The 24,837-nt window shown below is 63.1% G+C and carries 18 protein-coding genes and 1 CRISPR repeat array; of the genes, 4 read left to right on the top strand and 14 right to left on the bottom strand.

Going from position 1 to position 24,837, the window contains the following annotated elements; genetic code table 11:
* Window positions 1–42: 42 nt before the first annotated feature.
* Complete coding sequence (locus tag J7355_RS01580) at window positions 43–798, top strand: TetR/AcrR family transcriptional regulator (protein WP_209059246.1); 756 nt, start codon at window positions 43–45, stop codon at window positions 796–798.
* Window positions 799–950: 152 nt separating this feature from the next.
* A CRISPR array of direct repeats spans window positions 951–5,379; the repeat unit is 29 nt; unit sequence CGGTTCATCCCCGCGTGCGCGGGGAACGG.
* Between the two features lie 104 nt (window positions 5,380–5,483).
* Here the strand turns inward: J7355_RS01580 and cas2e are convergent.
* The 14 genes from cas2e to J7355_RS01510 form a co-directional block, all read right to left on the bottom strand.
* Window positions 5,484–5,783, bottom strand: a complete 300-nt coding sequence (cas2e, locus tag J7355_RS01575) for a type I-E CRISPR-associated endoribonuclease Cas2e (protein WP_209059244.1) — start codon at window positions 5,781–5,783, stop codon at window positions 5,484–5,486.
* Window position 5,784: 1 nt separating this feature from the next.
* Window positions 5,785–6,705, bottom strand: a complete 921-nt coding sequence (cas1e, locus tag J7355_RS01570; protein ID WP_209059242.1) for a type I-E CRISPR-associated endonuclease Cas1e — start codon at window positions 6,703–6,705, stop codon at window positions 5,785–5,787.
* A 28-nt stretch (window positions 6,706–6,733) separates the two neighbouring features.
* Complete coding sequence (gene cas6e, locus J7355_RS01565) at window positions 6,734–7,336, bottom strand: type I-E CRISPR-associated protein Cas6/Cse3/CasE (RefSeq protein WP_209059240.1); 603 nt, start codon at window positions 7,334–7,336, stop codon at window positions 6,734–6,736.
* The gene (gene cas5e, locus J7355_RS01560) at window positions 7,311–7,997 is read right to left on the bottom strand and encodes a type I-E CRISPR-associated protein Cas5/CasD (protein ID WP_209059239.1); all 687 of its coding nucleotides are present in this window, start codon (window positions 7,995–7,997) and stop codon (window positions 7,311–7,313) included. Before cas5e ends, cas6e begins: the two co-directional genes overlap by 26 nt.
* 2 nt (window positions 7,998–7,999) lie before the next feature.
* Complete coding sequence (gene cas7e, locus J7355_RS01555) at window positions 8,000–9,145, bottom strand: type I-E CRISPR-associated protein Cas7/Cse4/CasC (RefSeq protein WP_209059237.1); 1,146 nt, start codon at window positions 9,143–9,145, stop codon at window positions 8,000–8,002.
* 2 nt (window positions 9,146–9,147) lie between these two features.
* Window positions 9,148–10,227 (bottom strand): type I-E CRISPR-associated protein Cse2/CasB, encoded by a 1,080-nt coding sequence (casB, locus tag J7355_RS01550; RefSeq protein WP_209059235.1) that lies wholly within the window; start codon window positions 10,225–10,227, stop codon window positions 9,148–9,150.
* A complete protein-coding gene (casA, locus tag J7355_RS01545; protein ID WP_209059233.1) occupies window positions 10,224–11,855 on the bottom strand; it encodes a type I-E CRISPR-associated protein Cse1/CasA in 1,632 nt (543 codons plus the stop codon). The genes casB and casA overlap by 4 nt, the downstream gene beginning before the upstream one ends.
* Window positions 11,856–12,073: 218 nt before the next feature.
* A complete protein-coding gene (cas3, locus tag J7355_RS01540; RefSeq protein ID WP_209059230.1) occupies window positions 12,074–14,776 on the bottom strand; it encodes a CRISPR-associated helicase Cas3' in 2,703 nt (900 codons plus the stop codon).
* Between the two features lie 380 nt (window positions 14,777–15,156).
* Window positions 15,157–15,429 carry a type II toxin-antitoxin system RelE/ParE family toxin gene (locus tag J7355_RS01535; protein WP_209059227.1) on the bottom strand — a complete coding sequence of 91 codons (273 nt, stop codon included), beginning with the start codon at window positions 15,427–15,429 and terminating at the stop codon, window positions 15,157–15,159.
* The gene (locus tag J7355_RS01530; RefSeq protein ID WP_247739677.1) at window positions 15,413–15,646 is read right to left on the bottom strand and encodes a TraY domain-containing protein; all 234 of its coding nucleotides are present in this window, start codon (window positions 15,644–15,646) and stop codon (window positions 15,413–15,415) included. The genes J7355_RS01535 and J7355_RS01530 overlap by 17 nt, the downstream gene beginning before the upstream one ends.
* A 572-nt stretch (window positions 15,647–16,218) precedes the next feature.
* Window positions 16,219–17,832, bottom strand: a complete 1,614-nt coding sequence (locus J7355_RS01525) for a long-chain-fatty-acid--CoA ligase (RefSeq protein ID WP_209059226.1) — start codon at window positions 17,830–17,832, stop codon at window positions 16,219–16,221.
* 99 nt (window positions 17,833–17,931) lie between these two features.
* Window positions 17,932–19,128, bottom strand: coding sequence for an acyl-CoA dehydrogenase family protein (locus tag J7355_RS01520; protein ID WP_209059225.1), 1,197 nt, complete (start codon window positions 19,126–19,128; stop codon window positions 17,932–17,934).
* Between the two features lie 9 nt (window positions 19,129–19,137).
* Window positions 19,138–19,905, bottom strand: a complete 768-nt coding sequence (locus J7355_RS01515; protein WP_209059224.1) for a glucose 1-dehydrogenase — start codon at window positions 19,903–19,905, stop codon at window positions 19,138–19,140.
* 148 nt (window positions 19,906–20,053) lie between these two features.
* Window positions 20,054–20,971: a LysR family transcriptional regulator gene (locus tag J7355_RS01510; RefSeq protein WP_209059223.1), complete on the bottom strand. Its 918-nt coding sequence runs from the start codon at window positions 20,969–20,971 to the stop codon at window positions 20,054–20,056.
* Window positions 20,972–21,617: 646 nt separating this feature from the next.
* Between J7355_RS01510 and J7355_RS01505 the strand changes: the two genes are divergently transcribed.
* The 3 genes from J7355_RS01505 to J7355_RS01495 all read left to right on the top strand — a co-directional run bounded on the left by J7355_RS01505 (window position 21,618) and on the right by J7355_RS01495 (window position 24,826).
* Window positions 21,618–22,079 (top strand): NAD(P)H-dependent oxidoreductase, encoded by a 462-nt coding sequence (locus J7355_RS01505; RefSeq protein ID WP_209059222.1) that lies wholly within the window; start codon window positions 21,618–21,620, stop codon window positions 22,077–22,079.
* A gap of 225 nt (window positions 22,080–22,304) precedes the next feature.
* A complete protein-coding gene (gene atzF, locus J7355_RS01500) occupies window positions 22,305–24,113 on the top strand; it encodes an allophanate hydrolase (protein WP_209059220.1) in 1,809 nt (602 codons plus the stop codon).
* 8 nt (window positions 24,114–24,121) lie between these two features.
* Window positions 24,122–24,826, top strand: coding sequence for a GntR family transcriptional regulator (locus J7355_RS01495; RefSeq protein WP_209059217.1), 705 nt, complete (start codon window positions 24,122–24,124; stop codon window positions 24,824–24,826).
* Window positions 24,827–24,837: the final 11 nt, after the last annotated feature.

The raw sequence follows: 24,837 nt of genomic DNA, 5'->3' as shown, positions 1-24,837 counted from the left end.
CGCGCTCGGGCCTGTGAACGCCTGACGGGTTAGAATCCATGCGTGCGAACGGATAACAAAAAGCAGGCGATCGCCGCGACGCAAAGCCAGCCCGCTGAACACGTCACGGCACTGGATTACGAACGGTTCAAGCAGATCGTCAGCGTCTCGAAAACGGATATCTGCACCACGCTCTACCGCCAGAACCGCGACCTGATCCGCATCAAGAAAGAACACGTCGCGGTGCGCAACCTCGTGCGCATCATCGACTCCACCCTGCGGCTGGCCAACGCCAAGGGCTTCGCCGCGATGACGCTGCGCGATCTGTGCAACGACTCGGGGCTGAGCATGGGTGGGCTCTATGCCTATATCCGTAACAAGGACGACCTCATCGGGCTCATCCAGAGCCACGGCTTCATGCTCACTCGCCGCACGCTCGACGACTTCACCCGCGATGTCGCCGACCCGCGCGACAAACTCGATGCCGCCATCAGAAGCCACCTGTTTCTCAGCGAACTCATGCGGCCCTGGTTCTACTTCTCGTACATGGAAGCGCGCCACCTTTCGGAAACGCGCAAGCACGAAGCCGTCGCCATCGAGCGCGAAACCGAAACCGTCTACCGCGACATCATCGCCGAAGGCATCGAAGCCGGCGTATTCCGGGATATCGACGCTCGCCTGCTCGCCTCGCTGATCAAAGCCATGCTGCAGGACTGGTATTTAAAGCGCGGCAAGTATCGTGATCAGGGGACGTCGGTGACGATGTATGCGCAGACGATGCGGGCGGTTCTGGAAGGCTATCTGGAACGCAACGCCTAAAGTCAGAGCGCGATATCGCGGGATCTAGCCGAGTAGACACCCAACGCCACAAGGAGCGCTCTCGCCACGCCAAGATGCCGGGCCGCTGGGACAATCAGTCTCCGCAGGTGCGGGTAACGGACACCGGCGCAACGTCGAAAACCTGGCTAGTCCGGTTCATCCCCGCGTGCGCGGGGAACGGGCAATGCGCCATCGGTCGAAAAGCCCAGGGTGTGGTTCATCCCCGCGTGCGCGGGGAACGGGTGCGCGGTCCAGTGGCATTCGGCGGCCAGGTCGGTTCATCCCCGCGTGCGCGGGGAACGGGCGATTCTGGCCGCATTACCGCGACCAACTGGGCGGTTCATCCCCGCGTGCGCGGGGAACGGGCCTTCCGGCTTTTCGGGGCCGATGTCGCCCACGGTTCATCCCCGCGTGCGCGGGGAACGGTTCTGTAAGCGTTGCGAAAGGACGAAATACGTCCGGTTCATCCCCGCGTGCGCGGGGAACGGACCAAGCCGGTGCTGTCCGGCTCCGGCTGCAACGGTTCATCCCCGCGTGCGCGGGGAACGGGCGCCTACGCCAAGGAGCACTACATCAAGCCCCGGTTCATCCCCGCGTGCGCGGGGAACGGCCGCGCATGTCGATCGCTTCCATGCCTTCGGCCGGTTCATCCCCGCGTGCGCGGGGAACGGACGTCGAAGCCGCGTCGCTCGGCCAGTTTGATCGGTTCATCCCCGCGTGCGCGGGGAACGGATGACTACCCGATCTATCCCGGCGATTTGTGGCGGTTCATCCCCGCGTGCGCGGGGAACGGCATCACGGCCCCTTCGACCGTTCGGATGATCACGGTTCATCCCCGCGTGCGCGGGGAACGGCGGCACCGCCGTGGCCAGCTGGCCTTCCATGTCGGTTCATCCCCGCGTGCGCGGGGAACGGAGTGCCCGCCGATCATCACGCAGCTGCATCAGCGGTTCATCCCCGCGTGCGCGGGGAACGGGTCGCGTTCATAGCTGAATTCCGTGACCATTACGGTTCATCCCCGCGTGCGCGGGGAACGGCGAACCAGCTTGTGGCTGCGATACAGCGGTAGCGGTTCATCCCCGCGTGCGCGGGGAACGGGCGTATTTGATCTGCTCGTTGTCGCTAAAGGTCGGTTCATCCCCGCGTGCGCGGGGAACGGGCCTTCGCCGATCTCGGCAGGGATACGGATAACGGTTCATCCCCGCGTGCGCGGGGAACGGTTACCGTATTTGACCAGCGTTTCGTTGGCGTCCGGTTCATCCCCGCGTGCGCGGGGAACGGTCGGAGACCCGGATCGACTTCTGCGGGTCGTACGGTTCATCCCCGCGTGCGCGGGGAACGGCTACACCTTCAGTGTAGATAAGGACGAACCACCGGTTCATCCCCGCGTGCGCGGGGAACGGACCCGAGCTGGCGTCTCCTCTCCGCCGCTCATCGGTTCATCCCCGCGTGCGCGGGGAACGGATCATCCCGCACGAGCCGCAGCTGTAATACAGCGGTTCATCCCCGCGTGCGCGGGGAACGGATCACCAGGACATCGTGACCGCCGCCGTGCATCGGTTCATCCCCGCGTGCGCGGGGAACGGACCCCAAACCGGAGCATTTACCGTGCCCAAGACGGTTCATCCCCGCGTGCGCGGGGAACGGGTGACCTCGAATGGGCTGTTGTAGCCGGTGATCGGTTCATCCCCGCGTGCGCGGGGAACGGGCCCAGCGTCATGAAGTGCACGCGGTCGTTGTCGGTTCATCCCCGCGTGCGCGGGGAACGGATCGGCGTAGTTCTCGCATTCATCGGCGAAGGCGGTTCATCCCCGCGTGCGCGGGGAACGGCCAAGCACAACCGCACCACGCTGCAGTTCCAACGGTTCATCCCCGCGTGCGCGGGGAACGGGTAGACCAGGCGAAAGTGCAATGCTCCAATGGCGGTTCATCCCCGCGTGCGCGGGGAACGGGCATATACCAAGCGCTTCGGCTTCTAGCGCGCTCGGTTCATCCCCGCGTGCGCGGGGAACGGGCAGAGAAGCGGGGAAAGATATTGCCGGCACCCGGTTCATCCCCGCGTGCGCGGGGAACGGCCGGTACTTACGGCAGCTATGGCGACAATGGCCGGTTCATCCCCGCGTGCGCGGGGAACGGACCTAATCACGGGCTCGCTCGTGCTCGCGCGCCGGTTCATCCCCGCGTGCGCGGGGAACGGTCCCATGTACGCTTTCACAGCCCACGCTCCTGCGGTTCATCCCCGCGTGCGCGGGGAACGGTGCGTGCAGACCTGTGTCACCAGTCCGCCGTACGGTTCATCCCCGCGTGCGCGGGGAACGGGCGTTTTCGTATTTCTGATAGATCTCGTCCAGCGGTTCATCCCCGCGTGCGCGGGGAACGGGGAGGTCGCGTCATCGACGCGCAATGGGTGGCGCGGTTCATCCCCGCGTGCGCGGGGAACGGGAGATCGCCCTCCGTGTTGTTGGCGTCGCGTACGGTTCATCCCCGCGTGCGCGGGGAACGGGCCGGAGCTCGAGAACTTCGATCACTGGCGACAGGGTTCATCCCCGCGTGCGCGGGGAACGGAAAACTCGAACGAAAAACCCGTATTCCCGACTCGGTTCATCCCCGCGTGCGCGGGGAACGGTAAACAAAAATCAGGCTAAATCGTAAGCCTACCGGTTCATCCCCGCGTGCGCGGGGAACGGCACGAGCCGGAGCCGGAGACGTTCTGTAAAGCCGGTTCATCCCCGCGTGCGCGGGGAACGGCCGCGATCGCGATCGCAAGCTTGGTGTGATCGACGGTTCATCCCCGCGTGCGCGGGGAACGGAAATTACGCGGGTATTCCCCGAGTTTGGCCCGCGGTTCATCCCCGCGTGCGCGGGGAACGGTGGTTCCACCATTCGAACTACAAAGTGACGCCCTGGTTCATCCCCGCGTGCGCGGGGAACGGTCGTCAAGGATGGATTGCGGCACCGTCTCAGCCGGTTCATCCCCGCGTGCGCGGGGAACGGGGTTTGCGAGCAGCGCGGCGCATTGGTCTTGCTGGTTCATCCCCGCGTGCGCGGGGAACGGCTCGGTCGCCTCCACCTTTAACGGAACGGCGCCGGTTCATCCCCGCGTGCGCGGGGAACGGCAGGCCATGAGCACCCGCTTACCTACGAATATCGGTTCATCCCCGCGTGCGCGGGGAACGGCATGGCGGCGATGCGGTTGCGAAGGTTCATATCGGTTCATCCCCGCGTGCGCGGGGAACGGCCACGGTCTTGGGAGCTGGGAACGGTTTCAGGCGGTTCATCCCCGCGTGCGCGGGGAACGGTAGGTCGCTCACCGTGCGCACGATCGCGCCGTCGGTTCATCCCCGCGTGCGCGGGGAACGGGGCTGGTTGCGCGTGACGTGCGCCGGATTGACCGGTTCATCCCCGCGTGCGCGGGGAACGGCTGGGCGGCCAGTCTTCGTTGCGCTTAACGCACGGTTCATCCCCGCGTGCGCGGGGAACGGACAGCCTCTTTCTTCTGGCCGGTGTCGCGGTCCGGTTCATCCCCGCGTGCGCGGGGAACGGAGCGACGCCGACAAGGCCGACGCCGTGCGGGACGGTTCATCCCCGCGTGCGCGGGGAACGGATGGATTGGCCGCTTTGCCAAGTACTAAAATACGGTTCATCCCCGCGTGCGCGGGGAACGGTGATGACGTGGGCGTTCATGCGTCACCGCCGGCGGTTCATCCCCGCGTGCGCGGGGAACGGTTCCTGGGCAACGCGGCCACCGCCCCCGCCGCCGGTTCATCCCCGCGTGCGCGGGGAACGGTTACGCGAGATCGCGCGGCGTTACCCGGAGGTCGGTTCATCCCCGCGTGCGCGGGGAACGGCCGGCCGATCTGTTGATCCCGCTGGCCGAAGCCGGTTCATCCCCGCGTGCGCGGGGAACGGAGTTCCATGGCCCGGCAATCCATTCAACCTGTCGGTTCATCCCCGCGTGCGCGGGGAACGGATCATCCCCGACACCATGGCGCCGGCGTAACACGGTTCATCCCCGCGTGCGCGGGGAACGGTTGGTCTCCACCGCTTTCAGCGAGCGCGTTTGCGGTTCATCCCCGCGTGCGCGGGGAACGGTTCAGTGCCTACTCGCATATTAGTACTCTAGTACGGTTCATCCCCGCGTGCGCGGGGAACGGCTCGTGGTTGCCGGTGAACGTGACCGTTTCGCCGGTTCATCCCCGCGTGCGCGGGGAACGGGCCTGACTCTGTGGCATTTGATTATGCCCAACCGGTTCATCCCCGCGTGCGCGGGGAACGGGATCGAGCGCCGCTTGCGAGCCTCAATGCTGGCGGTTCATCCCCGCGTGCGCGGGGAACGGGCTCAGATCAAAGTTAACGGGCACAGGCGACACGGTTCATCCCCGCGTGCGCGGGGAACGGATGATGATGATCCGCGACCTGGCGGACATGGGCGGTTCATCCCCGCGTGCGCGGGGAACGGCCCGTATAGGTCGGCGACGATGCCCGGCAGGGCGGTTCATCCCCGCGTGCGCGGGGAACGGCAATGACCGCCGCCCTCTCCTTGTCTTGCCAGCGGTTCATCCCCGCGTGCGCGGGGAACGGTCTAAATATAAACAATTGTTTATAAAAAGGAAATATGAACGCCAAAAATGCACCAGCATATTTGGCGAATATTTGATCAGATTCTGATTGTTAAAGACCAGGGATTACAAAGACTTAGTGTCTCCCGGTAGAAACCGCACCAGGCGTAGTCCGTCGTGATCTACGGGCACGCGTCGGTTGGCACCGTAAGTCTGGAACTCGAAGCCGGATTCGTTTCGGCTCGCCCAGGCGATAACCGCATTGCCATCTTCGGCCAGGGCATTGACTTGTTCCCAGATCATTTCGCGGACGCGTTTGCTGACATCGCCGACATACACGCCGGCACGAACTTCGAGTAGCCAGACCGCGAGCCGTCCGCGCAAGCGCGGCGGCACCGCTTCTGTGACTACCATGACCATCGCCATCTCAACGGTTCCGGTGTCCGGCGTCGCCGGTACTTTCCGGCACGGGAATCGCCGGCGGCACCTGATCGGGCGCGGGCGGCGGCGGTTCAATCTCGCCGGCGGCGAGTATCTCTTCGATCATCGGGATCAGCCGATCGAGCAACCGCGTTTTCATAAACGCGTCACGACAGGCAATGCGCACTTCCCGGTCGGGCTTGCTTGCGCCCTTGGCGGCGACGCGAAATGCCGCCGGTACGACGGTTTCGAATTTCACGATATCCGCGATGTCGTAGACGAAACTCTGCGGCTTGCCGGTATGCAGAAACCCGATGGCCGGGGCATAGCCGGCTGCGAGAATCGCGGCTTCGGTAATGCCGTACAGACAGGCGGTGGCAGCCGAAAGGGCTTTATTGACGGGATCCGAGGCGTCCCAATCGTTTGGATCGTAGCGGCGACCGTGCCATTTCAAACCGTGCTGCTTGGCCAGCTGCTGATAAAGCTTGCGCACGCGCGCGCCCTCGATACCACGCAATTGGTCCACGCTACGACGCGACGGCGGCATCTCCCCGAACCGCAGCTCAAACATCTTTCGAACGACCTTTAAGCGCAGGTCGTCTTCCAACGCGAGCCGGGCTTGATAGAGCAGTTTGTCGGAGCGCGCCCCACCCGGCTGACCGGCGCTGTAAAGCCGTACGCCCGCTTCGCCGACCCAGATCAACAACGTACCGACGGTGGAAGCGAGTTTGACCGCAGCATGCGACACGCGCGTGCCCGGTTCCAACAGCAGGCAGGTCGTCGTACCGACCGGAATATGCATGCGCTCGCCGTTGACCTCGTCGATCACGACGAACGCGCCGTCGCGCACGTCGATCTGGCCGCGGCCGATGAAGATCATAGAGCGGCGCTCTTTGACCGGAATCGGCTTGAGCGGAACGAAGGTCATGCCAAAACGCAGTAGATCATGGTCATAGTCAACGCGGCGAGAGACTCAGCATCCCCAGTCCGAACGCCTTGCCGGGACCAATGCCGCTTTCCACAGCATCTTCCAGCGCCGACTCGTCGGTCGCGCGCAATACGCCTTCGAAACAGGTTTGCTGCAGACAGATGTCGTTTCCGCGCAAGTGAACGATATCGGTGGAGGTAACCAACGCAGTCTCGATGCTAAAACCACACTTGGCGCCTTTACGTTCGAGCCATGCATTCTGCTCGTCTTCCGACGACAAGCCGTAGCGCTTGCCTTGCTGCGTCACTGTCGGGTTCGCAAACAAACGAAAACGGTAAAGTCGCCCGGTCTCGACCAACGCCGCGAGATCAATCGTCTTGGTTGCCGGCGGTTTCTTGAAATAACCGGATGACGAAAATACCGACCAATCGGGTTCAGCCCGAGATTGCACGAGAACTATCGGATCGCGCCAGACGGATTCGGGCTCAACTCGCCAAAGGAAACGCGGCGGTGACTGCTCGTCATCCGACACGAACGCGCGTACCAGAGATCGGTGCATATCATAGGCATCGGACAGATCGCGCCGTACGGCCGCATTGCGCAGATCAAGCGTGAGTCGTGTCAGGTACATCGCTGACCTCCCATGCCAGATCGAACGTCTTGATGAAACGCGGCCCGAAACGGCGTGCGGCGAACGGCGCGACCGGCTGGTCCAGGCGAACCGCGCCCTCTTCCGGGTCTTCAATGACGACACGGCGCGTGACCGACCGAGCGCCGGACTCGGCACGATTCGACGATACGAGCGGCGCACGGTTTTCGAGCGCGGACCACAGATCTTCGTCTACGAGCCCATCCGGCAGATAGACGGGCATCGACGGTGTGAAACTCTTGCGCCCCAAACACAGAGGCCAGTGCGGCGAACGCAGCGCAGCATGGATTTCGGTCAGCAATTGCCGATCGCCTTCCAGCGCCACGAGAAAGACCGCGTCCGATAGGTAGTAACGCTGGCTGACCACGGTACGACCCATATCGGGCTTGCCGGAGGAGGCCACGACCACGCCGGTTGCCGTGTGATAATCGCGCATCGGCACGCCTTCACGATCGACTCGAACTGCCATGCGCAACGCAGCGAGATCGTCTACGGCTTCCGCGCGATCGCGCCCGAGGGCAGCGCACACCAGGCCCAGCACCCCCGATTTGGACGGCTCGAGCTGCGTGTCGCGCTCGTCGAAGCGGCTGGTCGTACCCCAGGATTGCATTGGTCCTTCTAGGCGCAGCAATAACGTCGCCATGACTAAGCCTCCAGCGCCGTCTCCGCCAACCCACGCACACGTTGGGCGAGCGCGACCAGGTTGGGCTGGGCTTCACCTTTATCGCTGTCTTGTGCCCACTGGCCGGTGAGATCGAGGTAAAGCCACTCGTCGTTACCGTCGCTATAGACGGCTGAAAGCTTTTCATCCGCCGCTTTCAATCGCTGCACCGACTGCTCGGTGAGCGAGTGCTTGATATCGCTGGCAACCGGCTTTTCGAACGCATTGGCGAGGTTCATGGGCGCCACATGCCGTAAGCTGACGCCGATGAAGTCCGGCGCGTTGTGCGCCGCGAACGTGTTCTGTTTGCCGCTGGGTACGGCACGCACGAATGCCGTGGTAAATGCCTCGACCGCCGAGAGCGCCAATTCTCGATCGCCCTGCAAGTTGGCGGTCAGCTTGGCAAGATCGAGCACGGCGTAGCGATAGAGCGTCGCCGAGTTGAATTCGATCTGGCCGATCATGTCGGCGCCGGTATCGTCTTCGCCACCGCGATCGTCGACCGCGGTGTAGTAGTCGAATTCACGCTCGACCCGGTGCGTGCTCAGCGCATGAGCAACCTGACAGGCCGCATCCTGGTTGACGGCCGGCAGATCCGCCAACATCCGTCCGAACAGGGCGATATCGACGGCCTTGCCGCCGTCGAGCAGCGCCTTAGCCTTCTTGCCGACTGCGGGCGGCGCCGCCGCCTTGCGTTGCTTCTTGTTCTGACTGGCGTCCACCGTGGCGAGCTCGTCCCAATGCTCGTCGATCAATGCGGCAAAACCGGCGACCTCTTTCTCGCCGAGAAACAATAGATATTCGGTCTTCTCGGCGTCCTTCTTGGACAGGCTCAGCCCGGCCGCCGCAAGCGCGCTTTCGATCTTTGCGGCAGCTTCCTCCGGATCGCGCTCGGCGAGGCGCTCGATCAACAACCCCTTGAGTCGCTTGGTTCGTATGCCGCGGTGGGCGGCATCAATCAGATCGTATTCGGCGGTCGCGAGGCGGGTAGCACGCTTGAAGCACTGACTACTGATGCGCGCACGCCGATGACCGCCAAAGATAGCGTCCTTGGGTGCACCCGTATCGTCGCGATTGAGATTCGACGGCGCGAAATTCTGGATGATGTGGAATTCGATGAATGCACGCATGGCTAGGCCCCCTCGGTTTGTTTTGGTTGGGATGTCGGTTCGTCTGCGCGCGGTATCCAGTAGAAGTCCCGCGCCCACTGCTGCCGGAGTCGGTCGAGTTGCGCGATGTTCGGTGTGCGTCGTATCCAGACCGATAAGTCTTTGAGTAGCTGAATTGCGTCATAGCCAATCTGCGTGTCTTGCAGCCGAAACATGGCCTGGCGCAGATGGCCATCCACCGTATCGGGCGAGGCCCCGAGCAGCGCGATGAATCGGCGTTCGATGCCCTCGCTGTCCGCAGTGTGTTGGCGCGCCAACCGGTTCAAGGCCGAGGCGAAGCGGCGACCTGGATAATGCTCCGGGTGCATGGCGAACAGACCGGCCAAAAGATATCGGGCGCGGCGCCGCGAATCGGCGTGGGACCAATCGGGATCGATAAACGGCTCGACTAGTGCGAATACCTGCGGGTCTTCACCGGGCGGGTATGTCAGGCTGCGGCGCAAGCGCGCCATCGCGCTCGCGTTCGATTTATCCCTTGCCAGCCCCTCGAGATAATCAACAAATGCTTCGGGCCCGGTCTGCCGATGCTGAGCTTGATCGGACAATGCGGCGCGATAGAAATCGCGGCCCCAGGTCTGGCATAAGCGACGCTTCCGCAATGCGTTCGCGTCGTACGCGAGCCAATCCGCCAGATCGCTAATCAGCTGGACATAATTCAACCCGTAATCGTCCGCGGCGAGAAGATCGACGGCCTGACGCAGCCGCGGAAAAACCTGCTCCTTGTCGGCGGCGAGCAACGTCACGAAGCGCTGTTCGATACTCGGGTTATCGCGTTCACGCCGGAGCGCGCCGAACGCGCTCGCAAACGTGACCGGTCGATGCGCCGGATGACGTGCATATAGCGCCGCCGCCTCGTATAACGCCAGCCGGTACGGATCGTCGGACGCGCGATTCTTACCCGCAAAATCTTCAACGTAGGGAAACACACTGGGATCGCGACCCAGCTCGAAAGCCGCGCTATGACGTAGGGCCGCGATGGCGCCCCGATCGACCTCTCGGAGCTGCTGCAAATAGTCGATGAATGCCTGGGCGTGAGAACTCATGACATCACTCCGGTTTGCGGCGGGTTATCGGCTTCGTCGGTCTTGAGTCCGTGCTTATCGAGCACCCCGAACAGCCGCGGAAAATAACGCGCCTCCGCGCGCAAGCCGCGGGGCGTGCTGCCCAGACCGGCGACAACGCTCCGCCACGCCGCGAACACGGCCCCGCGCAATGTCACGGCCCAGTGTTCTTCCGCGGCATCAAAATCACCCATGCCGAGCTGATACATGAGATCGGGCAAGGCACGTTCTGCGACGGCGAAATACGTTGGGGACAGCGGTCCGGCTGCCAGCAAACCCTGCGCTTTCGCGCGGGTATCCGGATGACCGGGATCGGGCAGGCTCTCGGTCAGCATCCGTTGCGCCAGCCAACGCAGATCGCGGAATACGGTATCCGCATCGCCAACCATGGCCTTGAGCAACTGAGAACGGTCGGGATCGCCGAGCAGATTCGCGGGCAAAGCGATCTGCTCCATGCGCCACCGAACAAGCTTAGCCGGCCTTCCCGGCTCGCCAGCCACACCGGCAACGAGCAAAGGCTGATAGTCGCCCGACCCCACGCCAAGTTCGTCATGCAGGCTCGCCGCGTAGCTGATCACGGCGGCCGGCCGGCGGTTTACGTTTTCGTCCGTGGGGCCGGGCACCAAGGCCGGCAGGTCGCGCCAGGCCGCCCGGCCTTCGCTAAAGGTGATACGTACCGGCCCTTTCTGGCCGGCGCGAAAACTGGCCATGGGGTCGGGTTGTCCTTCGCTGTCGGCCAGCGCCATGCCGGCGCCGAAACGCAACCAGCGCACATTACCGTTGCTCTCGCGCAAAAGCAGTACCGCACGGCTCTGGCGCGTGTAGCGATCATTCGGACCACTGGCAAAAACGGGATCGCCGGACAACTGACTTTCGGTCAGTGGCTCGCGCTCCCAGCTCGGCAGATCGTCCCAACCGTCCGATCGCGTTTCCGGCGGATGCAGGCAAAGCGCCAGCGTTTCGGCCAGATTGTTGCCTAGCGGAATCGCGGCCGCCGTATTGGCGAGCGCGCCGGCCTTGTCCGAACCGCGAAACACCTTAACGAGTCCGCCGGGCGTGAACTGTAGAAACCCCAGCAACGTATTGACGGCCTCGGCCGGGGTAATTTCCGCCGGCTGCGTATCGAAGGCGTGATCGAACACCACGGGTGTATTGCCGTTACTGCTGCCCAGCGAAATCTGGGTCCACGGCTTCTGCTTGTCTCGGGTCTTATCCGAGCTTTCGAGCACGGCCACCTGCATGAACGGATGCTGGGGGTGAAACAGCCAGAAGTGTTCCTGCCACTGCTCGAGATAGGCTCGGACGGCATTGTGCGGAAATCCGGTGCGATACCAGCTTGCGCGATCGGCTTCCGTCCAACGCCCGAACTTCTGGCTCAACGCACGGTGCGTAATCGCCAGCAGCAACCGATATTGGGCGACCAGATTGGGCGGCACGGTTTCAGCCAGCGCGACGATTTCTCGGCTGCGCTCGAAGCTCTCCAGCAATCCGAGCGTTGTCACCGTACCGCTCGCCAAGCGCACGGATAGCCAAGGTTCGTGCAACAGGCTGTAGGCAGGCGGTGTCGCGCTTTGCGCATCTTTTGCGCTTGTATGAGTCACGCTGTTCATCGCGTTTTCTCCCCCGATCCAAATCGAATTTAGCACTCGTTCTTCCTAAACTACAAGCGTAGTCTTTTTGAGCAGCTCTCCTCCGATGTATACGAAGCACTTATCATTGTGTTGCTCTGCAAACGCAGAGATGAACCGCGTAGACGTTTCGAGTCAACGCATGAGCGACATACTCCCCACGCAAGCGGGGTCGACGAGGGGAAGACACGATCTTCCCCTCATTTCTTCTGGTCCTCGTAGACGAGCCCCAACGCCTCATCCAACCGCATGGCCTGACCACCCAGCGCGCAACGGCCGTCGATCAACGGCATGGGGTATAAGTGTTTGAGCAACGGGTGTTCTGCAAACGCGGCGGGCAATTCAGTCTGCTGGCAGTGCACGACCACTGCCTTGCGCGATATGCGTAGTTGGCGTTTGTATAGGTCGCGGGCTATCGAATCGCTCGCGGGGCGTTCGGGATCGATGGTCGTTCCGTCCACCGTCCACTGATCGGCGATGACAGGGATCGGCACGAGGCTTACAGAATCCGGCCCCAGGCGGGTCACGTTACGAATGCCCTCTTCATCGTCACTCCCGAACGGCTTATTCTGATACGCGCGTGCCGGCTCGGCTTCCGTATCCAGCGAAATATCGATCGCTTGCTGATGCTTGCCCTGCTCTGTTCCCAGATGCGCACCAAGAGATTCGATGTCGATGAAAGCGCGAATCTTTTCATGGATATCCGTGGGCAGTTCCGGATCGCTATAGACGTGCTGGACCAGGCGGTCGATATCTGCGGGCAGCTCCAGTCGCGGTTCATCGCGCAGGCATGCCCAGGTGTGGCCAAGGATGTACGGGTCGTAGACATACTCCCAGGCCGTCTCCTTGAGCGACGGGAGTCGGTCCTGATGCAGCCCCGCGACCCATAGCCGCGCTTCGGTATGGGCCTCGGGCCGTGTGCGATCGTGGCGATGCATGCGGCCAGCGCGCTGCAGCAGCAGATCGATCGGCGCGAGATCGCTGATCATGAAGTCGAAATCCAAATCCAGCGATTGCTCGGCCACCTGGGTCGCGATCAGCAAGCCTCTGGACGGCCGTTGCCACTCGTTGTCTTCGTCGCGCGTGTTCCCGAAAAGGCCCAGGACTCTCTTTTCTCGCCGGGCCCGTTCATCGGCTGGGAAACGCGCGTGAAACAGCACTTGTTCAATTTCGATGCCCTGCTTGGCGACCGCCGCTTCCAGCAATCCAAACAGTGTTTGTGCCCGATCGACGGTGTTGACGATCACCGCGCCACACCCCCCGTCTTGCAATAACGCGACGGCCCGATCCCGCATCGTCTCCAACGACTCATCCAGGCCGTGCAGGGCAATTGACGCCAGCGGGCGCGCCGCGACCGATTCGCCGCGCGCGCCGTGCGCATCGATTACGGCCAACCGCGGGTAATCCAACTTGGGCAGTGAAGCCGGCTCGGCGCCCCAGGCGCGGACTAAACTATCGCGCTTTTTCTGCGGCAACGTCGCACTCATGAGAATGACCGAGCTTCCCATTGCCTTGAGCCACCGGACCAGCGCCTCGATAAGCACGCCGGTATAGGTGTCGTAGGCGTGAACTTCGTCGAGCACGACCACGCGGTTCGCCAGCCCCCACAGGCGCACAAAGTGATGCTTTACATTGAGCGTACCGAGCAGCGCCTGATCCACCGTTCCAACGCCGTAGGCCGACAACAACGGCCGCCGGCGCTGGGAGAACCAGGCCGAAGCCGACAGACTTTCTTCGGCGTCGTTCGCGATGCCGCGCAGGTGGCGCACCTGCTCGTTCATGGCCGCACCGCCATGCACGAGTTGGATGTCGGTCTCTCCGCGAGCGAATGCTTCGAGAAACTTTTGCGTCCGGCCAAAAAGCGCGTTGCCCGTGGCCTGCGTGGGCAAGGCGACATACAGCCCACGATGTCCGTTGCTTGCCTGTAACCGCAGGTGCGCCAGATAGGCCAGTTCGGTCTTGCCCTCGCCCATGGGCGCTTCGACCAGCATCAGACTCGGCCCACTCGCGGATCGCAGCAACGCATCGCCCACCGCCTGCAAAGGCCGGGGAACGGTCGTTTGCTTGAACATGCGCGATAGCAGATCGCCGGCATCGGCCTCTTCGCGCAGCAACGGTTGCGCGGCACGCCAACCGGCCTGCTTCAGCGCTTCCTCGGCGAGTTCTTTCGCGTGCTCGTAATACTCGGCCAAATCGTCGCAACGCTCGCCGAGCGCGAACCAATCGGTATTCGAGGCAATCCAGTCAGCGATGCTCGTAAGCCCAGCCAGCCAGTTCAAGCCGACCATGTCCAGTGTTTCACCGGTGGGCTCATCTTCTGGTGCAAGCGTTCGCCAGTAAAAATCAAGAATTTCACGACGCGCCTGTTTCCAGCCCTCCGGCTCGCCTAACGGCTTACCGCGCGCTCGCTCGTCCGCAGAGAAATGGCGTCCGTGGTGTGCTGCGATCGCCTGCACTGCACCCCGGACCCAACCCCGATGGGCCTGCGTCTTTTCGCATAGCGCCTCGGCAAGCAAGCCCGCCGTCGCCTGCGAGTGGTTATCAACCCGACAAGCGGTGGTCGAAAATACAAGCCCGGCAACCTGCGCTCTGGCATATCCCGCGGGCCACTTGCAGTTGAAACCGGGAATCGCCTTGCCGAAGTCGTGCAGGCCCGCAACCGCGGCGATCCAGCGCAGGCAGCCACTGTGCGGCAATCCTAATCGATCGCTCGCCCAAGCCAGCGTCGCCTTCGGCTCCCGCTCGAGGAGCGTTTCGGCGACAGCGGCCACATCCAACATATGGGCGAGCAGGCCATGGCCGCCGCCGTCGCCCGCTTCGCTCTTCGACCATATCGCTCGCGCCGCAGGGCTCAAGGCAGAGAAAGCAGTCGTCTGCTTTTTAGCACCCACCCCAGAAAACATGAGAAATCATCCTTGTTTTTCTAATTACACGCACCTTTGCATTCACGGTGGGTCATATCGCGACCCAGTGGAAAATCTAAATCGTTCACCGTACGCGGCAAACACTGGAACAGGGTCTCGCGCGGCCTACGAATAAACGGCAACTGATAAGCCGAGCTTTGCTGCGCACTTCGACCCCTCTCGCGTCGCTCCCAAGAGCCCAGGGAAAGCGAGACCGGCCTTGATTCAACGCAACTAGGCAATCACGAAGCGAACCATATCCAACCGCTGTAACTTCGGCCCTCGCGACCACTCGAATCCCGCTCAAGCCGGCGGTGTCGACGCGAACTCACCCTATAACGGAATGCGTCGAGGACAAGTCAGAAACACAGCTCGCGCGATTACCGACGGCGATAAACATGCTTTCGATGTGCAATACGGATGACCAGAACCCGAAGAACGTCATCTTGAATATCGCATACAAGGCGATAATCACCGACACGAAAACGCCAGTATTGCCGCAGTTCTCCCTGCAGGCTTTTCGCCAGATCTCGCGGCTCATCCGCAGTCGCGATTCGCTCGCGCAGATAAGTGGATATGCGCCGTGCGACTGGCGGGTCGATCTTATTCAGCGTCTTGCGCGCGCTGTCGGTTAGCTCAATCCGCCAGGCCAAGATCGCGCTCTATTTCGGAAAGGTCGTGAACGGCCTCACGCCCCGAATTCACCCGATCCATAACCTGATCGGCGAGATATATATCCTCCAGATCCTCAATCTGACTTTCCACGGCCTGGCGCACGTAGAACGTCTTCGTCCGGCCGGTCAGTTGCGCGAGCCGAGTCAACCGCGCATCCAGTTCGTCGTCGGCACGGAAATTGATCATTCGACTCATCGGGCCACTCCCCTTGATTGACGTGTAAATCATACGACGTCGTCCAATAGTTGCAAGCCGGCTTATCGGCATATGCAGATCGGCATCGAGTCACACTCGCAAGCGGGGAGATGTGCCACAGCATAGAAAGGGCGGGCCAAGGCTCTGGCGTTGCTCAACTCACTCCAAGGCCGCAGAAGATAAATCAAGCACCATCGAGATACAGGCGCAATGAGCTCCTCGTACCGGCTTATAAGAAGGACATTCAACCATAGGGTGATCTCGCGGCAACTGCCCGGTTCACCCCCGCGCTTGCGGGGAACACCCCGCATTCCTCGCACTCGTACGAGCTCTCGCCGGTGCATCCCCTCGTGCACGGGGGAACTCTAGAATTAGCCTATTAACTTTAAAGAGCCAATAAGACAGCGGATTTTCCACCAACCCGAATAGCCTTTTCGCGGCACTTGCAAGCTATCGTATGCCAACAAACAAGGCGTCGTGATTGGCTGGATTTAATCCCGCCATTGACATCGTTTACGAGCGAGATAAACGTCGCTTGAGCCCTTCCGACACGAACGCCTTGCCCGCTCGCGTCATTCGGTGCGATCACGCAGCACGTTTTTTCGAATCTTCCCTGTCGCGGTCTTCGGCAGTTCGCCAAACACCACGCGCTTGGGCGCCTTGAAGTGGGGCATGTTGTCACGGCAGAAAGCGATGAGGTCTGCTTCGCTGACCGCGCCCTCTTGTTTCACCGTGACAAAAGCACAGGGGATTTCGCCCCATTTGTCGTCGGGCTGGGCGACGACGGCGGCTTCGATCACCGCCTCGTGGCGGTAGAGGACGTCCTCGATTTCGAGGCTGGAGATATTCTCGCCGCCGGAAATGATGATGTCCTTGGCGCGGTCCTTGATCTCGATATAGCTGTCCGGATGGATGACGGCCAGATCGCCGGAATGGAACCAGCCGTCGGCGAAGGATTCGTCGGTCTTGGACGGGTTCTTGAGATAGCCCTTCATCACCGTGTTGCCGCGAATACAGATCTCGCCGAGGGTTTCGCCGTCGAAGGGCACGGGCGTACCGTCGGTGACATCGAGCACGGTGAAGTCGTCGATGGCGAAATTGGCGACGCCCTGACGCGCCATGCGCGCGGCAAGCATATCGACGTCGAGATCGGCCCATTCCGGCTGCCAGACGCATAGCGCGGACGGGCCGTAGGTTTCGGTCAGGCCGTAGAGATGGGTGATATCGAAGCCGATGTCTTTGGCCTTGCGGATCACCGCGGCCGGCGGCGCGGCGCCGCCGAGTGCGTAGGTCGCGGGCGAGCTGAGCGTGATGCCGCGGGCATCGAAATCCCCGATGAGCGTATTGAGCACGATGGGCGCGCCGCACATGTGAGTCACGCCATACGCTTCGATGCGCTCGTGGATGAGCTCGGCGTCGATGCGATCGAGACAGACATGGGTCGCGCCCGCGGCGGTCACCGACCAGACATAGCCCCAGCCGTCGCAGTGGAACATCGGCAGCGTCCACAGATAGACCGAGTCGGCGGTCATGTTGAACGCCATCGCATTGCTCATCGCCGCGAGATAGCCGCCGCGGTGGTGATAGACCACGCCCTTGGGATCGCCCGTGGTGCCGGAGGTGTAGAGCAGCGTGAGCGCGTCCCATTCGTCGGCGACTTTTTCCCATTCGAAGGCGGCGTCGCCGTCTTCGATCAGGTCTTCATACGGCTCGCCGTAGAGTTCGCCGGTCGCGCCGGCGTGGCTGCTGATCACCACCATCTCGGGCGGGGTGTCGAGGCGTTCGACCGCGGGGCCAGCCTCGTTGCCGAAGGCGTGATCGCAGATCATCAGCTTGGCGTCGCCGTGCTCGAGGATGAACGCGATCGTCCCCGCGTCCAGCCGCGTGTTGATCGGGTTCATCACGGCACCCAGCATCGGAACCGCATAGCGCGCTTCCAGCATCTCGTGCGTGTTGCGGCAGATCACCGCGACGGTGTCCCCGCGGCCGATGCCGCGATCGGCCAGCGCGCTGGCCAGGCGCCGACAGCGCTCGTCGAAGGCGCGGTAGGTCAGCGTCATGTCGCTGTCGATTACCGCGGTCTTGTCCGGGTGGATATAGGCCGAGCGCTTGAGAAAGGCGATCGGCGTCAGCGGCGAATGGTTCGCCGGGTTGCGATCGAGTGCGGCGTAATCAGCCTGCGCCACGTTGTTCTCCTCCTGCGGGCGTTTTATTACCCGCCTTGGTCGGCGCGCGTTCTAAGCGCGCTTGGCCGACCTTATCTTCTAAAGCTCTGACGGTTTGTATCAGTTCCAGTGCCAGAAATCCGCGCCCTCGCTCATGAGCGTGCGCGAGAACACCATCTTGTGCACTTCCGAGGCGCCGTCGACCAGCCGCGCCTGGCGTGCGTAGCGATAGATCCATTCCAGCACCGTGTCCTTGGAATAGCCGCGCGCGCCGTTGAGCTGGATGGCGGTATCCACTGCCTTGTGCAGCGTCTCGGAAACGTTGACCTTGGCCATGGACACTTCCTTGCGCGCGAAGCTGCCCTGATCGAGCTGCCAGGCGGCGTGCATGGTGAGCAGCCGGCCGGTCTGGATCGCCATGGCCGCCTCGCCGAGCATGTTCTGTACGCCTTCGCGATCGGCCAGGCGGATGCCGAAGGATTCGCGGTTGGCGACGTAGTCGGCCGCGATTTCCATGGAACGGCGTGCCAGGCCCAGCCAGCGCATGCAGTGGGTCAGGCGTGCGGTGCCCAGACGAATCTGGGTGACCTTCAAGCCGTCACCGACTTCCATCAGCCGGTTGCGATCCGGGATACGCAGGCCGTCGAAACGGATCTCGCAATGCCCGCCGTGTTCTTCCGGGCCCATGATCGGGATGCGGCGGATGATCTCCCAGCCCGGATCATCCGCGTGAAACAAAAACGCCGTGAGGCCCTTGCGGGTGTCCTCAGAGGTACGCGCGATGAGAATGAAATGCTTCGCGACGCCCGCGCCGGTGATGTAGTGCTTGTGCCCGTTGATGACCCAGTCGTCGCCGTCCTTCGTGGCGGTGGTCTGCATCATGGTCGGATCCGAACCGCAGCCGGGCGGCGGTTCGGTCATGGCGAAGGACGAGCGCACGTCGCCGTCCACGATCGGCTGCAGGAACCAGTCCTTCTGTGCGTCGGTGCCGACTTTTTCCAGCACGATCATGTTGCCGTCATCGGGCGCGGCCGAATTGAAGATCACCGGCCCGAAGATCGAGCGGTTCATCTCTTCGTAGCAGGCGGCCATACCGACAATCGAAAAACCGCGACCGCCGCGCGCGACCGGCATCTGCAGCGACCAGAGGCCCGCCTCTTTCGCCCTGGCCTGCATGCGTTTGAGCAGGCCGGCCTCGATGTTCTCGTGCTCGTCGTAGCTGGCGGGATCGGCTTCCAGCGGGATGATCTGTTCGTCGACGAAAGCGCGAATCCCTCGGCGCGTTTCCTCGATCTCGGGGGAAAGAGTGAAATCCATGGCGCGCCCCTAGAGCGAAGACTGCAGATGGCCGCCATCGACGGCGATGGTGCTACCGGTCATGTAGCGGCCTGCATCCGAGGCGAGCAGCAATAGCGCGCCGACCAGATCGTCCACGTCGCCGAGGCGTTTCTGCGGGATGCGCTTGATCATCTTCTGGCCCGGCTCGGTCTCGAAGAAGTCGCGGTTGAGATCGGTGGCGATATAGCCGGGCGCGATCGCGTTCACGCGAATGCCGTAACGCGCCCATTCCAGCGCCAGGCTACGGGTGAGCTGCTCCAGCGCGCCCTTGGACGCGGCATAGGGCGCGACCGCGGCGGCGACCCGATGGCCGAGAATGGAGCTGATGTTGATCACGCTGCCGGGTTTTTGCGCATCACGCAGACGCCGGCCCGTCTCGCGCGCCACGCGCCAGCAGCCGTTGAGATTGACCTCGATCGTCTTGAGCCAGTCGGCTTCTTCCATGTCCATGGCGAAACTTGCCGCGGCTACGCCGGCGTTGCACACCGCGATATCGACGGTACCGAAGGCCTGCTCGGCGCTGTCGAAACCGGCGGCCACCGAGGCAGCATCGCTGACGTCCATGGTGACGACGACGGCTTCGCCGCCCGTCGCGCGAATGTCCGCAGCCACGTCGTCCAGCGGCACCTGTCGGCGGCCACAAAGCACGACTTTCGCGCCGGCCTGGGCCAAAGCGGTGGCAAAGCCACTGCCCAGCCCGCCGCCGGCGCCGGTGACCAGCGCCACGCGGCCGGTCAAATCAAATCGATCGGTCATGGGTTCTCCTCCTGCGACTCGAAAAAATATAGCGAGCGCTCGAAATTTACAACAGCGCCCTTCGTCGACGGTCACTATCGAACAGGCAGCGGATCGGGTCCATGTCGGGCACGAGCGCCCGGCACACAATCGATCGGCGCGGTATGGCTCAGCTCAGCGTTTCGCGCGCGACACCGATGATGCGCTCGCGCAGCCAGCGATGGGCCACGTCGTGGTGATCGAGCGCGCCCCAGGCGATACCGATATCGAAAGCCGGCAGTTCCAGCGGCGGATCGAGCACGGCCAGCCCCAGATGCCGGGCCTGATAGCGGGCAATGCGTGCCGGCAGCGCCACGATCATGTCGCTGTTGGCGACCAGTTCGCGCGGCAGCTGGTAGTGGCGGGTCAGTACGCTGATCTGGCGCGACTTGCCGCTGTCGGCGAGCACTTCGTCGATCCGGCTCAGGCCGACGCCCGTCTGGGTGATGAGGATATGTTTCTGCGCGAGAAACGCGTCCAGCGTCAGTTCGCCGTCGGCCTCGACCAGTGCGGGATGATCCTTGCGAATCAGACACGCCATGCGGTCGCTCCAGAGCTTGTGCTGGTGGAAGTTGGCGGGCAGCTTGCCGAACCGGTTGACCAGGAAATCCGCCTCGCCGCGCTCGATCTGGTCGATGGCGTCGCTGCCGGCGCTAAGGATATTGAGCGCGATGTTCGGCGCCTCGCGCTCCAGCACGCTCACCACATGCGGCATCAGCACCGACGCCGCGTAGTCCGTGATCAGCACGGTGAACAGCCGTTCCGCGGTCGCGGGCTCGAAGGCACGGTTCGGCGCTATCGCGGTTTCGAGTTGCGCCAGCGCATTGCGCACAGGCCGTTGCAGCTTGAGGGCGCGATCGGTGGGCTGCATGCCGCTCGCGGTACGTACGAGTACCGGATCGCCCAGCAGCTTGCGCAGCCTTCGCAGCGCGTTGCTCATCGCGGGCTGGCTGATGTCCATCGCGAGCGCGGCCTTGGTCACGCTGCGCTCGCGCAATAGCGCATCAAGAAAGACCAGCAGATTCAGGTCGATATCACGGATATTCATTCAATGAATGCACATGCGGCATCACATCGAAAAAATATATCACGTGATCGCTGTTCAACCGGCCATCCGCTAGCGCGAGGGGTCCAGAAACCGATTGCCGCAATCCACGCATCGCATGTAGTTACGCAGACCCAGCATTTTCCGCCAACGTCGGCGACGGATCGGCAGCACACCAAAGCTGTGGCATTCCGGGCATCGCTGGTGGCTCATCTGATGATCCTGGTTGCAGGGAATCCGGCCGATCCGCCTTGCGCGGTGACGCGATATGCCCGGCACGCCTCATCGAGCACAATAGAAAAGCATGATTTCACCAATTAAAGATGACGTAATCGTGATACGTCGGCTTGATGCCCTGTTATATCGATATCGACGGTTTAACGGGCTTATACCCGCTGGTGAGCCGCGCTTCCAGTTGCGCGACATTCAATGCCGCAAAATATGTCGATGCCTTGCACACCAATATTTCCGGGCGAAAGTAGATAAAAAACCGACTCACGTACCGTTTTTTTCGCCTGGCGCGGCGCTCGTGGCAAATAACAAATCTACGCGGGCGTGCGGGCAACGGGCGGCCGGTCTGCTTCAACCGCGGGATCGACCGTCGATCGGCCGGCAGCTAGGCAAGCGTTTGCCACGTTAGACTGGCGTCATGAGACGAATCGTTGTCATCGCCCACGCTCCGTCGCCGAATACGCAACGCCTGCGCGACGCGGTGCTTCGCGGCATCGCACATCCGGACATCGACGCGGTCGAAGGCCGCTGGGTCGCGCCCCTCGAAGCGGGTGCGGAAGATGTGCTTTCGGCTGACGCCGTGATCCTGGGCACACCGGAAAACCTCGGCTACATGAGCGGCGCGCTCAAGGACTTCTTCGACCGCAGTTATTACCACTGTCTCGATCACACCGACGCCCTGCCGTTCGCGTTCTATGTTCGTGCCGGGCTCGACGGCACCGGCACCCGCCGCGCGATCGAAAGCATTACCGGCGGCATGCGCTGGAAGAATGTCTGCGAGCCGCTGATCTGCCACGGCGCCTACGACGCGGCCTTCGAGGATCAATGCGAGGAACTGGGGCTGACCGTGGCCGCCGGACTCGATAGCGGCCTGTTCTAGCTCATTCAACGAGCCTGCCCTGACCGATACCGGGGCACTGCACTGCCGGCGTGCCCCAAAGCGTTCGCCAGCCCCTGGATAAAGACGCTCACGTACGGCTTCGCGCCGGTCTCGATCACTTCCAACCCTAATAAAATCCGCGACTTGCACGCGCTCTCATAACGTCCTCAGACGACTGGCACATCCGTTGCAGCGCGGCCTGTATACATCCCTGTATGCAGCGACATGACGATATCGACCCTTTCCGACTGGCAGGCCACTTACGCCACGGCCGGCCAGAGGCCGGACGCGGCATTGCACCGCCTGCGCGACGCCCTGAGCCCCGATGACCCTGCCTGGATTCATATCGCCAGCGCCGAATCGCTCGACGCCCAGCTGGGATCGCTCGCACAACGCCTGGCCGACGTGGGTGGCGATACGACACGCCTGCCGCTCTATGGCGTCCCGTTCGCGGTCAAGGACAATATTGACGTTGCCGGCCTGCCGACGACCGCCGCCTGCCCGGACTTCACGTATACGCCGGCGCAGTCCGCCTACGCGGTCGAACGCCTGCAGGCCGCCGGCGCGATACTGGTCGGCAAGACCAATCTCGACCAGTTCGCCACCGGCCTGGTGGGCACCCGTTCGCCCTATGGCGCCGTACCCAATGCATTCGACGGGCGCTACATCAGCGGCGGGTCGAGTTCCGGCTCCGCGTCGGTGGTCGCACGCGGTCTTGTCTGCTTCTCGCTCGGCACCGATACGGCTGGCTCCGGGCGGGTACCCGCCGGCTTCAACAACCTGGTCGGCGTAAAAGCCACCTGCGGGACGATCAGCACCCGCGGCGTGGTACCGGCCTGCCGCACGCTCGACTGTGTCTCGATCTTCGCGCTGAACAGCGAAGACGCCGATACGGTGCGCGACGCGTTGGTGGACTTCGATGCCGAAGATGCCTACGCCCGCCGCAAGCCCCGGAACGCACCGAGCATGGCCGGCAGTGCATCGGAGCCACGGCTCGGCGTACCGAGCGAACCGCAGTTCTTCGGCGACGCGCAGGCCCAGGCCGCTTTCGAGGCCGCACTCGACGAATGGCGCGCGGCTGGCGCCGAGATCGTGCCGCTGGATTTCACCCCGTTCCACGATGCGGCCGCCCTGCTCTATCAGGGGCCGTGGGTGGCGGAACGCTATGCGGCGGTCGGCGAATTCATCGATACGCATCCGAAATCCGCCGATCCCGTGGTCGCCGGCATTATTTCCGGCGGCAAGAACGCCACTGCGGTCGATGCATTCCGGGCCCAATACCGGCTGGCCGAACTCAAGCGCGCGGCCGACGCCCTCATCGCGACCGTCGATGCGCTGCTCGTGCCTACCTCGCCGAGCATCTATAGCCAGGCCGAGATCGAGGCCGAGCCTGTCGAACTCAACAGCCGGCTCGGCACCTACACGAATTTCGTGAACCTGCTCGACTACTGCGCGCTCGCCCTGCCCGCCGGTTTTCGCGACGACGGCCTGCCTACCGGCATCACCCTGATCGCACCGGCCTGGCACGACGAACGCCTCGCCGGCCTGGGCGCACGCTGGCAGAACCATCGGCCGTGGCCGCTGGGTATCAGCGAGCAGCTTGCCGGGGAACGCGCAGTGACGGCGACCGCCGCGCCGGCCGAAGACATGATTCGAGTAGCCGTGGTCGGCGCCCATTTGCGTGGCATGCCGCTCAACTGGCAGCTCACCGAGCGCGACGCCCGGTTCGTCGAACAGACCCATACCGCGCCCGATTACCGCCTGCTCGCACTCGCCGGCACCACGCCGCCCAAACCGGGACTCATCCGCGGCGAGACCGGTGCCGCCATCGAAGTCGAACTCTGGGACGTGCCGATCGCCGCCTTCGGTTCCTTCGTCGGCCTGATTCCGGCGCCGCTGGGTATCGGCACGCTCGCGCTCGCGGACGGCCGTGAGGTGAAGGGTTTCATCTGCGAAGGCTGGGCCGCCGAAACCGCCACCGACGTCACCCGATACGGCGGCTGGCGCGCTTATATTGGCGCGCGCGATTCGTGAGGTACTCGATGCCGCGCCGCGGTGCTGAAACGGGGCATCGAAGCCTGGCCGACCGCGTTCACGACCAGCTCAAGGGCGAGCTTTTCGATTTTCAGCTCATGCCGGGGGATCGATTATCGGAGAACGACTTGGCAGCGCGCGTGGGGGCCAGCCGTACACCCGTGCGCGAGGCGCTGTTTCGCCTGCAGCGCGAGGGTTATGTCGAAACCCTGTCGAAAGGCGGCTGGCAGGTTCGGCCCTTCGACTTCGACTACTTCGAGGAACTCTACGATGTGCGCATCGTGCTCGAAAACGCGGCCGTACGCCGCATCGGCGAGATGGACAGCGCGCCGGCGACACTCGACGCCTTGCGACAGACCTGGCTGGTCTCCGACAGTGAACGCGAAACCGACGCCACGACGGTCTGGCAGCTCGACGAAGCCTTCCACGCCGGGCTCGTTGCCGCCGCCGGCAACGCTGAGATGGCGCGAATCCACCAGGACGTGACCGAACGCATCCGCATCGTCCGGCGACTGGACTTTACCCAACCCGAACGCGTCACCGCGACCTACGACGAGCACGCTGAAATCCTGGACACGCTTGCCCGCAGACGCATAGGCCAGACCCAGCGGCTGCTCAAGTCCCATATCGAAACCAGCCGCACGGAAGTCCGCAAGATCACGTTGCACCGGCTCTACGAAGCACGGGCCACGCTCGCCCGCGCATCGGGCTAGCGCCGCGCCCC

It is taken from the genome of Endozoicomonas sp. G2_2, assembly GCF_017744135.1.
Taxonomy (GTDB): Bacteria; Pseudomonadota; Gammaproteobacteria; order Nevskiales; family Salinisphaeraceae; genus Salinisphaera.
The sequence above is the reverse complement of the archived record's forward strand: the minus strand, read 5'-3'. Positions and strand labels throughout refer to the sequence as shown.